This window comes from Acetobacterium bakii, from assembly GCF_001263355.1.
Classification (GTDB): Bacteria; Bacillota; Clostridia; order Eubacteriales; family Eubacteriaceae; genus Acetobacterium; species Acetobacterium bakii.
The window spans coordinates 58,001-70,375 of the sequence record NZ_LGYO01000034.1; the positions used below are offsets into that span (position 1 = coordinate 58,001).

A 12,375-nucleotide genomic window follows, 5' to 3' on the forward strand; every position below is an offset into this window, starting at 1 on the left:
AAAGCACGCTTCTAATATGCTTTAGTATTTATTGCTACCATAAGCAATGTCAGCAGCAAACACGCTTAGTTACCCTGTTTCGATTTTCCCTAAACTGCTTTCGCAGTGTCGAAATTTTCTCTGCCCAATTATCATCGATATTATACTCTCCATCGAGTTCTTTAAATTGTTCATAATAAATAGGATGCTGCAAAAAATATTCGTATTTCTTAAACGACTCCGAAACAAAAATTGGCTTTGTTGAATCACTTATAGCCTCAAAATTAATTAATCCCGATTTTAAATCACACGAATCAAAAAATATTTTAGTAATTACCAGGGGCAACTTTTTATAAGCCCGTCCATTCGTAATATCCTGAAAAATGCAATGATCCAAATATGTGATAATTTTATCATTGAGATCCGCTCCAAAAATATGTATTTTTTCCAACATAGCAATGGGATCCGAAACAACCCGGATTCGATAATTGGGAAAATCGGTCAATACTTCTTTTATAATTTTCTCTTTATCAATATCTCCACAGTCCAGTAAGATCATGTATTCTTTTTCTGCATCTCTGTATTGCATTGAATAAATACTTCTAAACGTGTGTCCGCAATGTGGACATTTGAAGTCAAACATACTGCTGTTTTGAAATTTTTCTTTTAAATCAATATCCAATGTCCCATTACAAACTGCACATCCAGTTGCAACAAAGTATTCATTGCAGTTTTGGCATCGTTGCTTTATCACTTTAAGTATCCCCATTTATTTCTCCTCCTTATTTCAAAAATAAAAAAAGAACCCCTATCAAAGTCAAAAAATGACTTTTAACAGAAGTTCCAGAATATGCTGTAGAACTTTGCTTGACATGAATCCTCATTTGCGAAGGACTATGTCGGTCTATAAAAAATAAGTTCCCGACTTATGCCTTTTCAAGCAATTACGGTAGCGCATCTGTTCGGGAGTTTCACCCACATTCCTCTTAGGTAAACAACGACAAGGTCGCTTCTTCTGTTTACCAAGCCTAATAGAATCATTTAATCTGAAGCCCCTGATTCCCGGCAGTCTTTATAATTTAGCTAAATTGTCAACGAACGCTTTTTTAATTACCAGAAAAGCTTTGTTTTGATTCTATTGAATCGATTAATTGTTTTTAAATGAAAATTTTTCCTAAATGTAATTAATATGCTACAAATTATATCATCAAAAATTTGGAATCGCAATATCTTTTATCAATATTATTTGATCTAAAAATAAAGTGTAACACTAAAAACAACAACTGAAACAAAAAAGCTAATAAATAATCGTAACCTGATGTCTTTTGGGAGGAATCCGATTTGAATCCCTCATCCATCTGCTAGACAATTAAACTGTCTGGTTCAATTTCAACAAAGTCAAACCTTCGTCGCAAAGTGTTTTCGATAAACAAAAAAGAAGTCTTTGTTGTATTTATTGTACTGATAATATATAGATTTTCTGGAATAAAGAAATCCTTATCAAAATCCAAATTTCTTTTTTTATAAAAGGTGCCGCGTTTCATTCCTTCAATCAAAAGCAATAGTTCAGCAATAATTTTACTTAAATTACCACAATTGATTTCATCAATAACAAGATAATATTCATGGTCGCTGTCTTCAATGGCGCTTTTGCAAAAATCGACAAATGCGCTAGTCTTTAAATTGAATTTTCCTTCTTCCGTTTGCTGATAACCGAGTATAAAGTCTTCCGAAGCCATGATCTGATCACACTGGATCATCAAAACTTTGCTTTCATCTTTTTCTTTCAAAAGTGAAAATGCCAGCTTTTTCCCAAGAAAATTTTCATCTCTCCCAGGTATACTTTTTATTATTATCGCTCGCTTTCTTTTTAGCAGCACCACGATTTCATCATATTTTGAAGCACTCATATAAATATCGGAAAGAAACTGCGCCTTTGAATACAACTCTTTAATTTTTCCATGCGTGTTTTCCCGAAGACCCCAAATGCCACTGGAAAATGATTTTCTGTAGAACAGATCCTCCTCCTGTCTAAAAGACCTGGAATCGCTGCTATGCCATTGCAGGGTGCCTCTCACCAATGCGTACCAGTCCGGATCGTTATGAATGGCCTTTAATTTGTTTCTCTTCTGGATTTCTTCTTGTATGCATTCTAATTGAGCTTCCCCTCCCAACGCTGTTAATGCAGCAATAATCTCACTCTTATACGAAATCTTTTGCTTTGCCGTATAACGTTCTTTCCAATCCGGATCATTTTTAAATCGATTAATATCCTGTGGTTTACCATAAAAGGCAAATTCAATGAGTGCATTGTTCATCCAATTGTCTGTATCGCGTTCAACCTTCCAAATGTTCTTAATATGGGTGAAAAAATACCATTCTCTGGGTTCCTCATCTTTTATCCATTGAACATGGATCGTTTTACCATCGCCATCATTTCCTGTAACAATGCCAGTGGCTTTAACTTTCATGACGGATACAAGTTTGCCATGGGAATCAAAGGGTAGGTTCTTTTTTCGATTACTTTTTCTTTTAATAGCAATTCGATCCCCAGGTTGTATTGATTTGACCAGGTCATCATATTTATACGAATAGCCATTTTCCCAAATACTTTCTTCTAAAAACCGCGATGTCTGATCGCCATAATTATAATTTGCACCAACAAACCAGTAGTTTATATTCGCCATTATTTCTCGCCTCCCCAGCTTTCAAATTCTCTTGTATCTTGATTATTCAGCACTAAAAAAACCAACCTCAACTTTCATTGCTGCTGGTTTTTGATTCATCCGTTTATTCATTTATCTCTTTATTCCAGAAATAATATAAAGTTCATCCGTATCAACAAGAATGTCAATGTCGAAGGCCGCTTTAAAATAACTGGATTCGGTTGCCGCTTCCTTGAGTGACGAAGAGACTTTACGCACTTCATCTCCGGAATGCCTCCCGTTAATGGTTTCCTTGCTTTCGCTATGGGCAATCATAAAACGACCATTGGGATTCAGACTGTCAGAAAGCTTCCGGGCAAACGCCTCTTTATCAGAAAAGTGAGGATATGCGCTGTAAGCAATGGCAAAGTCAAAACCGGTCTGTTCAAACTCATAAAAATTGGCTGATTGAAATCGAACCCTGGGGTCGATATGATTTTTCCGCGCTTGGGCAATCATCAGTTCTGATAAGTCGATGGCAACAATTTCATCTGGCTCGTGCTTCAGCAAATGAGGGACCAGTATACCTGTTCCGGTGGCAATGTCCAGAATACGACTGTTGCTTTTTATATTCGCCAGGGTCAGAATCGCCGTTATTTTTTCTGGATTGTGATGACACATGGTATCCCATTTGCTCGCAATACTGTCAAAATATTCTTTGGTGGAATGTGAATGCTTCATTTTGTTCTCCTATGCACTTAATCTTACCGGTTGCGCGATAACTCGGCTTTTTTCCAAAGCAATGACCATCAGTGGAATAATGATAATTTGCAAAATAATACCAGGCAATGCTGTCACAAAAGCACCTGCTAGAAAGATTTGAAAACCGTATTCTTTTCCCGCCACACCATAAAAAATAGTTGATGCAATACCTGAAACAATGCGGCCTCCAAGCATTGAAACGATTAATGCAACATAAACATTCAAATTGATTTTTCGGTACAGCAGACCCGCTAAAGCTCCATAGGCCGCCAGTTCAAACATCATGGTTAAACCCACCGGAAAGATCGGCGGCATCCCGGTTAAAACTGAGGACATCAGCGGTGTCACAACACCACAGACCAAACCATATTGCCAGCCAAAACAAAGGCCGCATAGAATAACCGGAATATGCATCGGTAAAAACACAGATCCTGCTCCGATTGCATGAAAGAACTGTGGCAGCAATAACCCCAGGGCCATACAGAGACCTGTACCAACAAGATTTTTAATGTGAGAATGATTCATAACAATACCTCCAACAAATTTTTAAACAAAAAAAGTCAGCAAACACAACTCATTTCAACGAGTAAATGCCTCACTGGCTTATTATTTAATCATATTTAACTGAACACATTATATCTGCATTTAAAGCCTTTGTCAAGAAAGAAAATAAGGTCTCATCCTTCTTATGAGCCATTTATAATAATGTCCCCGTGTCCCACTGAAAAAGTCACTGACCAGATTTATAAAGCAGGTCAGCGACTTTTTTAATTGGTTGGTTTTTTAATTATAAAAAATCAGTACTTATACTAAATAGTATTTTCTCCAAATTATTCCTGAATATCGACAACATATAAGTCAGGTCTGAACGTTACATCTAATGCATAATTCTTCACCTTTTTATTTGTGGCATACAAGGTTATATCATCCCAAATTGGAATAATGTAATTTTTATCACTGACCAGTTTTTGAATTTGGCTGTAATAGTCCTTCCTTTTTTTCTCGTTTGGCTCTATTGCAACTTTTTGAATTAATCCATCAAGGTCAGCATCATTGATCCCATAATTTCTGGAAACATTATTGGAGCCGGTGCTGAGGGCATTTCGGACAAAGAAGAAATTCGGTTCTCCGGAAGACACCGTGAATGGTTGCGGTGCAATATCATAAGTCCCTTCTTTTAACCGCTGAGACCAGGTTGCCGAATCCACTGTTTCGATCGTAGCATCAATCCCAACCTCTTTTAGCTGCGCCTGAATCGCAATGGCGATGTCCTGATAAGGCCACCTGCCAAGTAGGGATGAATTCAACAGAATGATTGGGGTTGGAATTTCACCACCAACTGCCTCTGTTTTTAATTTTTTTGCTTCTTCAATATTAAATTCATATTTACAGTCAACGGTCCAGTCTTTTGTTGCTGAGCTTAATACGCTCATTGAAGGTTTACCATAGCCAAGCAGAATTTTATTGACAATGGTATTTCGATCGATGCTTAAGCTTAATGCATCCCGCAGCTTCTCATTACTAAATACCTTGCCTTCGCTTGTATTCATAAAGTAATAATGTACGGTACTCACCAATTGCTCTTCTAACACTAAATTTGAATCGCTTTCGATTTGTGCTGCCTGTTGAGGCAAAATTCCGCCAACATCGGATATGACATCAATTTCTCCGCTTTGCAAGGCGGCAAGTCGAGTTGTGGGATCCGCTATATTTTTAAATTCCACGGTATCCAATTTTGGTTCGCCCAAATGATAGTCCGCAAATTTTTCTAAATAAAGAACTTGAGTTTGTTCGTTGTATTCTTTGTATTTATACGGACCTGTCCCATAAGGAAATACAATTGCTTTATTTTCATTAAATGAACTCGGTGCAAACATTGCTCCATTTTCATAAACCAGACGTTCAATAAAATCCGGTATTGGTTCTGCATGGGTAACCGTAAATGTATGATCATCCACGACACTCATATTCGTAATTTTCCCAAACTCTCCCACCGACTCATAAGCTGGATCATAAGCTTTCTTAACCGTGTTGAAATGATACAATCGGTCCAGATTTAAAATTGCCACCTCTGAATTTAATGTGCTGCCATCATGAAATTTAATATCCTTCTTCAACTTGATTGTCCATGTCAATCCGTCATCTGATGGTGACATGGATTCAGCCAGACACATTATCGGATTCATTTCGTTATCAAAACGGACTAAAGACTCCCAGACATTACTGCTCCCATGTACATAGACGTTTGAACCCTCACCCAACCAGAATGTTCGCCCCGCGCCGATAATTAAATCCTTGGGCTCATCGGATCCTGTTTTGGCAGATGCGGAGCACCCTGTAAACAGCAGCAAAACCGACAACACCACAATAACCACACTTAATACTTTTCTCTTCATTTCTTCCTCCTTCAAAATGATCTATCTGAAATTAAGACCCATTCCCGGCCCAATTTAAGAACTACTTTCTTAGATATGTAATCTTGCCTGCAGCAACTTTTGGGTGTATGGATGATGGTTTTCCGGCGGCCCGAATTGTTTTACAATTTCCAGAATTTCCCCGTTTTTCATGATTGCCTTTCGATGGCAAAAATCATCCACAACTCCAATATCATGAGAAATAAACAGCATCATCATCTTGTATTTATCATTCAGTTTTTTTAATAAATCAATAATCTGCTTCGATGTAATAACATCGAGATTCGATGTGGCCTCATCCAATATAATAAAATCCGGTTTTAATGCCAGAGCCCGGGCGATGGAAACCCGTTGACGCTGTCCGCCACTTAATTGAGCCGGTTTGCGTAAGATCCAGGATGCGGACAGACCGACGTCTTCCAATAATTCTTCAGCGACACCCTGTTCCGGAAGATGAAAGTTTTTTAGCGGTTCTGTAATTATTTTCTTCAACGTCATTTGGGGATTAAGTGAAGAACTGCTATTCTGAAATACCGCCTGCATACGTTTTCTTATCGGTAAAAACTCTCGGTTTGATTTCAGTTTGGTGATGTCAACCGTATCAATAACAATTTCACCTCTATCCGGTTTGATTAAACCGAGCATAAGATTTACCAGTGTTGTTTTTCCGCAACCACTTTCGCCAATCAAACCAAAAATTTCTCCTCTAGCTATGGCAAAGCTGATGTCATCCACCGCGATATTATTCACGCTGTTTTTACGTAATCCCGGATTCGTTTTTTTATATATCTTGGTTACTTTATTCATTTTAACCAATGCTTCCATTGTTACTACCCTCCATTCTTAAACAACCGCGTCAATCAATTCAATGGTATATGGCTCTTTAGGGCAATTAAAAAGCGCTGCTGTTGCATTTTGTTCGATAATTTTACTGTCTTTCATAACAATGATTTCATCACAAATGCTTTTTAACTCCGCAAGATTATGAGAGATATAAATCATTGAGAGATTTTCACTGATTTTTAATCCTTTTAATTCCAAAATGATTTGCTTCTTTATTGACGCATCAATTGCCGATGTTGGCTCGTCTGCTATTAATATTCGTGGCGAAAGACAAAGGGCTGCTGCGATAACAATCCGTTGTTTCATCCCGCCGCTTAGTTCATGGGGGTATTTGTTCATCACTTCCAAAGCATCTTCAAGGTGTACAGATTCCAGTTTACTTACTATCATTTTATCTAAAACAGCCTTATCCTTTGCGACCCTTGCCAGAATATCGTAAAATTGGCGTTTAATAATTCTCACCGGGTTTAATGCGGTTGAGGGATCCTGAAAGACCATGGAAATTTCCCTTCCTCTTATTTTTTCCATTTCTTTCCGATTAAATGCCAATAAATTTTTCCCCTGAAAAATAATTTCGCCTTCAATCAAGGCATTATCCGGCAGGATACCAAGAATCCCCTTTGCGATTGTGCTTTTACCGGAGCCGCTCGCCCCGGCAATTCCCAGCACCTGGCCTTCTTCCAAAACAAAGTTCACCTCCGAAACAGCAACATAGGATACATCATCAATTTTATAGGATATGGAAAGATTCTTCACTTCCAGTAAACTCATTTTATAAACCCTCCAGTTCCTCATTTGAAGCCAGTGCATCTCCAATCAGATTAAACGCCAGTACAACAATAATAATGGTGACAATGGGATATAAAATCATTTGCGGTGATTTTATAATATACATTCGCGCCTCATTAATCATCATTCCCCACTCTGCCTCGGAGGCCTGAGCTCCCAATCCAATAAAAGATAAACCTGAAATTGTCAGAATCGTTGATCCAATATCCGTTACGATTAACGTACCAATGGTGTTTTTTATATTCGGCAGGATATGCCAGGTTATCATATGTAAATGATTGGTTCCAGCTACTCTGGCAGCTTTAACATAATCTGCATTTTTTGTCCCGATGACCAGCCCACGTATCACCCGAGCATACTTTGCCCATGAAACAATGGCAATGGCAATCATAATATTCAGCACTCCCGGTCCGAGCATTCCCGCAATGACAAGCGCGAAGAGAATTCCGGGGAATGCAAGCAATACCTCACACAATGCTGTAAACAGTTTATCAATAAGCCGGTCAGAAAAAATTCCAGATAGGGTCCCGACTAGGGTGCCTATGGTTATGGTGACAACCAGAACCATAGCTGTAACCGTTAATGATGTTCTTGCCCCGTATAATAATCGCGAGAAAATACACCGTCCCAGCTGATCCGTGCCTAAAGGGAATTCGCTTGATGACTGGTTCAAGCTATTCATTACATCGATTTTGTTTGGGTCATTCGGTGCCAGAATCGGTGCAAATATCGCCAGAACGATCATGATTGAGGCCAACAGAATCCCGACTATCAACTGTATCTTTTTTGTTTTCATTTTTATCTCCACTTAACCATTTCGTTGGTATTAAAATGCCATAGATAAAATCCACCAGAATATTAATCAGCATGTAAATACCGGCCATTATCAGTGCATAAGCTTGTATCACAGGATAATCTCGCCCATAAATTGCATCAACCAGAAACCCGCCCGCACCCGGCCATGCAAAAAGTGTCTCAATAATCGCTGAACCGCCCAATAATCCCCCGATCATTAATCCTATTGATGTTATAATCGGCGGCAGGGCATTCTTTAGCATATGATTCTTGACAATACGATAGTTACTGACGCCGAAAACTTTTGCCGCGGTGACATGATTCATTTTAATTACTGACAGCATTTGAATCCGTATGAGTCGGGCTAATCCCGCCCCTGCTATGATGCCAATTGATAGCGAGGGCAAAACAAGATGTTTGAAACCGCCCATTCCCATAACAGGCAATATCTTCAGATTTACTCCAAATACCAGAATCAGCAAAATTCCCAGGCAAAACGAAGGGATCGATATGGCAATTGTATTGCACAAAGAAATGCCGACATCCAATATTTTTCCCTTTTTAAGGGCTGACGCGATTCCAAGTGGAAAACCGATTAACAGCATAACAATTGTTGCTCCGCATGTTAACAGCAAGGTCGACGGCAGGCGAACCATAAATTCATGCAGAACCGGTTGATTTGTTTTATATGAATTTCCAAAATCGCCCTTTATAATATCTGCCGTCCAATTAAAATACTGCACCGTCCAGGGCTGGTTTAATCCCAGATATTCTTCTGCTTCTTGTCGTTCTTCCAAGGTAGGATTTTGTGAGTTTGAAAGCAGCGTATCCACCGGATCTCCCGGTGCAATCCGCCCCATCATAAAAGTCAATATTGATACACCTAATAACACTAAAAATGCATATAAAATTTTCTTGCTTATGTACTTAATCATATGTTTTCCCTTATCATTTCAACTTTGAATGATTTTACTGACAAAAAATGCCATGAATTTTTCATATATTCGTATTCATACCTTCATGGCAATATTGTTTTTATTTAATTAGACAAAACTTCAAGTGAATCGGTCGATTTAAAATAGCACAATTTCAAATATGGTTTGTTTTAATTAACACATGGTTCATAAATCGGTGTTATAAATTCATCTTCTATTATTTTTATGTCAACACCATAAACAGTTCGTATATGCTTTTTATTCAAAACCGACTTTGGCAAACCCGAAGCTTCAACCTCTCCTGATTTCAAAAGAATAACCTGATCCGAATAACGCATCGCCATGTTTAAATCATGGACCACCATAATGACCGCTTTTTTCTCTTTGACAACCATATTTCTGGCAAGTTCCATAATATCGATCTGATTCTTAATATCCAAAAAACTAATCGGTTCATCAAATAAATACAGCTCCGGCTTTTGCGCCAACGCCCTTGCAATTAGTATCTTCTGCTTCTGACCACCGGACAATTCCTGGAATTGTTCGTGTGCCAAATGATCAAGTTCAAGTTCCTGTAAAATCGATAGCACAATTTCAATGTCTTCCTCGGAAATTTTCCATTTGATATAGGGTCTTCTTCCCATCATCACAATATCCATGACTGACCCGCTAATATAGCTGTTGGTAAATTGCGGTACATAGCTTATGCATTGGGCCATTTCAAATGGCTGCATTTTCTGAACATTTTTTCCATCCAGCGATACTGTCCCGCTTTGGGGTTTTAAAATTTTATTAATGCATTTAACAATGGTTGTTTTTCCTGACCCATTGGGTCCAATCAAAGAAATCAACTGTCCTGATCGCGCTGAAAAGCTCACACCTTTCACCACTAAAGATTTCTTTGTATATCCGAATTTCATATCTTCAACATGCAGTTCCACTTTATTTTCCTCGCTTTCTTACAATGAGATATAGGAAGAATGGAACCCCGATCATTGAAGTGACAATCCCCACCGGCAGCTGAGTTGGGGCAATGATATTTCTCCCGATTGTATCGGCTATTAATAGTAACAGCGCTCCGATTAGTGATGATGCCGGCACCGAATAGCGATAGTCATTACCAATGAGCATCTTCGTTATATGGGGCGATACCAAACCAATAAAACCAATAACCCCGGTAAAAGAAACCGCAACCGCCGTTAATAGGGTCGAAATTCCAAAAGACAGCATTTTTATTCTTTTGTAATTGACGCCGATACTGATTGCTGTTTCTTCCCCTGCAGACATAATATTAAGATCCCAGGCAAAGCCCATCATGAGGATAATACTTCCTGCCAATGCAACGGCAATAATCGCAATGCCTTCCCAGGGCACTCCGGAAAGGCTTCCCATAGTCCAGAAAACAAGTTCCGGCAGATCTTTAACATCACTGACATATTTAATCAGCGAAACCAACGCCGAAAACAAATAACCGATGGCCACCCCTGCCAGTATCAGGGTACTCGAAGTGTTATTGGACATTTTGGCAACACCGTACACCATCATCATTGTCAGTACGGAAAATGCGAATGCAAAAACCGGCAGCAGAAACTCTCCGAAATTCAGGAACGCAAAGCTCGAACCAAAGATAATCGCCAACGATGCCCCAAAAGAGGCGCCATTTGATACCCCCAGGGTATAGGGACTTACCAGGGGATTTTGAAAAATCCCCTGCATTAATAACCCCGCATTGGACAAGGCCATGCCAACCAGAATGGCAGTGATAATCCTGGGCACGCGAATGCTGAATACAATATCCCGCTGCATATCGGTAATGCTTTCATTATGTACAAAAACATCGCCAAAAACTTGGATCACTGTTTTTAAATTAACTGAAGATGCACCGATGGCAATGGAAATTACTGCGGTGACAACCAAAGCAAGGGCTAAAAGTAAGATGAACAAAATTTTTCTTGATCGTTTGTTCATGTAGTTCAGTTTTGCCTGATCGATATTTTTTTCCATTTTTATTTTTTCTGTTTTGCTCATCTTCATTTTTTCATGAACCTATTACCTTTACTGATTTTGCTGAGCACCTTTAAATGATCATTCCCGGATTTCAGTTTTTAAATAATAAACCAACCCTCTCTTATTTTGAAGGATAAGCGAAAATTCCGACTAAATCTGTGCCAAAAAGGGTTTTCTGCAATTCTTCATGAACTTTCTGAACATCAATATCTTTGAATTGTTCGGGATACAGTGTTTTTGCGATATATAGTTCTCCAACAATGCTGCCGAATGCCGTTGTGGCCACTTCACTACTTAAGAGAATGACTTTATCGTCTTTTACAGCCTGTAAATTTCCCCAACTCGGTCTTGCAATCAAGGTGTTGTAAAAACTAGTAACAGCACCTTGATCTGTTAAATCGGTCCCCAGAATTTTTTTAGTGCTGCTAACCAGTTTCACAATGGCATCAGGATTTCTTTCCAATACCCATTCATCACTGATCTCAGGATATTTGGCGGTTTCGTCCGCAGCAATATTAATTCCACCGGCAGCAGTAATTAAGGCTTGTCCCCCGGCTTCTTTATTAACAGATTTATAGTCAGTGTAACCTTCGTAATAAATGGTAGCGCGATCTTCTTCTTTAATATTCTTTAGTTTCTTTTCAATGATTGCTTCGTATTTATCATGGAATTTTACAAAGGCTTCAGCCTTATCCTCTTTGCCAAATAATTTTCCCAGAGCCGTGACTTCCTCAGTTGATTTTGAAACATCGGTTAATTCCAGATAAATGCATTTTATGCCGGCATTTTCTAGGATTGTTTCATTGTCCGCAGTCATATTGGCGGCATAGGTGAAAACAGCATCCGGTTTTAATTCCATAATTGCTTCAATATTAGGTTCATTCCATTTTCCCACTGTGGGAACTTCCACGTTGAGAACTGGGTTTGGCACCGAATCGCCGCGGCCGATAATCGTCGCTTCGGAACCAAAAGATGTTAATACCTCACTCAGTCCGGAATTGTACGTCACAATTTTTTCCAGTGGTTTTTCAATGGTTATTTCCCTGCCCATGGTATCGGTAACGGTGATTCCCTTGGCACTGTCACTTTTTGTTTCTGCCTCAGTGGTGGAACAGGCTCCCAGGGTTATGACCATTGCCCCTAACATAATTAAACACAATAACCGTTTCAACATTTTCTTTCCATTCATTTCCATAGCTTCTTTTC

At 38.9% G+C, this 12,375-nt stretch carries 12 protein-coding genes; all 12 read right to left on the bottom strand.

Going from position 1 to position 12,375, the window contains the following annotated elements; all coding sequences use genetic code 11:
• Positions 1-49: 49 nt before the first annotated feature.
• Positions 50-748: a CpXC domain-containing protein gene (locus AKG39_RS13675; RefSeq protein ID WP_050740962.1), complete on the bottom strand. Its 699-nt coding sequence runs from the start codon at positions 746-748 to the stop codon at positions 50-52.
• 592 nt (positions 749-1,340) lie between these two features.
• Positions 1,341-2,666 carry a 5-methylcytosine-specific restriction endonuclease subunit McrB gene (locus tag AKG39_RS13680; RefSeq protein WP_050740963.1) on the bottom strand — a complete coding sequence of 442 codons (1,326 nt, stop codon included), beginning with the start codon at positions 2,664-2,666 and terminating at the stop codon, positions 1,341-1,343.
• A gap of 111 nt (positions 2,667-2,777) precedes the next feature.
• Positions 2,778-3,365 (bottom strand): class I SAM-dependent DNA methyltransferase, encoded by a 588-nt coding sequence (locus tag AKG39_RS13685; RefSeq protein ID WP_050740964.1) that lies wholly within the window; start codon positions 3,363-3,365, stop codon positions 2,778-2,780.
• Positions 3,366-3,374: 9 nt separating this feature from the next.
• Positions 3,375-3,911 carry an ECF transporter S component gene (locus AKG39_RS13690; RefSeq protein WP_050740965.1) on the bottom strand — a complete coding sequence of 179 codons (537 nt, stop codon included), beginning with the start codon at positions 3,909-3,911 and terminating at the stop codon, positions 3,375-3,377.
• 305 nt (positions 3,912-4,216) lie between these two features.
• On the bottom strand, positions 4,217-5,782 hold the full coding sequence (locus AKG39_RS13695) for an ABC transporter substrate-binding protein (protein WP_050740966.1): 1,566 nt from the start codon (positions 5,780-5,782) through the stop codon (positions 4,217-4,219).
• 69 nt (positions 5,783-5,851) lie between these two features.
• Complete coding sequence (locus AKG39_RS13700) at positions 5,852-6,625, bottom strand: ABC transporter ATP-binding protein (RefSeq protein ID WP_050740967.1); 774 nt, start codon at positions 6,623-6,625, stop codon at positions 5,852-5,854.
• Between the two features lie 18 nt (positions 6,626-6,643).
• Positions 6,644-7,414 (bottom strand): ABC transporter ATP-binding protein, encoded by a 771-nt coding sequence (locus AKG39_RS13705; RefSeq protein WP_050740968.1) that lies wholly within the window; start codon positions 7,412-7,414, stop codon positions 6,644-6,646.
• Position 7,415: 1 nt separating this feature from the next.
• Entirely contained in the window at positions 7,416-8,228 is an 813-nt protein-coding gene (locus AKG39_RS13710; protein WP_050740969.1) for an ABC transporter permease, read from the bottom strand.
• On the bottom strand, positions 8,134-9,162 hold the full coding sequence (locus tag AKG39_RS13715; RefSeq protein WP_050740970.1) for an ABC transporter permease: 1,029 nt from the start codon (positions 9,160-9,162) through the stop codon (positions 8,134-8,136). Before AKG39_RS13715 ends, AKG39_RS13710 begins: the two co-directional genes overlap by 95 nt.
• Before the next feature lie 170 nt (positions 9,163-9,332).
• Positions 9,333-10,103: an ABC transporter ATP-binding protein gene (locus AKG39_RS13720; protein WP_050740971.1), complete on the bottom strand. Its 771-nt coding sequence runs from the start codon at positions 10,101-10,103 to the stop codon at positions 9,333-9,335.
• Between the two features lies 1 nt (position 10,104).
• Positions 10,105-11,190 (bottom strand): FecCD family ABC transporter permease, encoded by a 1,086-nt coding sequence (locus tag AKG39_RS13725; protein WP_050740972.1) that lies wholly within the window; start codon positions 11,188-11,190, stop codon positions 10,105-10,107.
• A gap of 100 nt (positions 11,191-11,290) precedes the next feature.
• Complete coding sequence (locus tag AKG39_RS13730) at positions 11,291-12,364, bottom strand: ABC transporter substrate-binding protein (RefSeq protein WP_050740973.1); 1,074 nt, start codon at positions 12,362-12,364, stop codon at positions 11,291-11,293.
• Between the last annotated feature and the right edge of the window lie 11 nt (positions 12,365-12,375).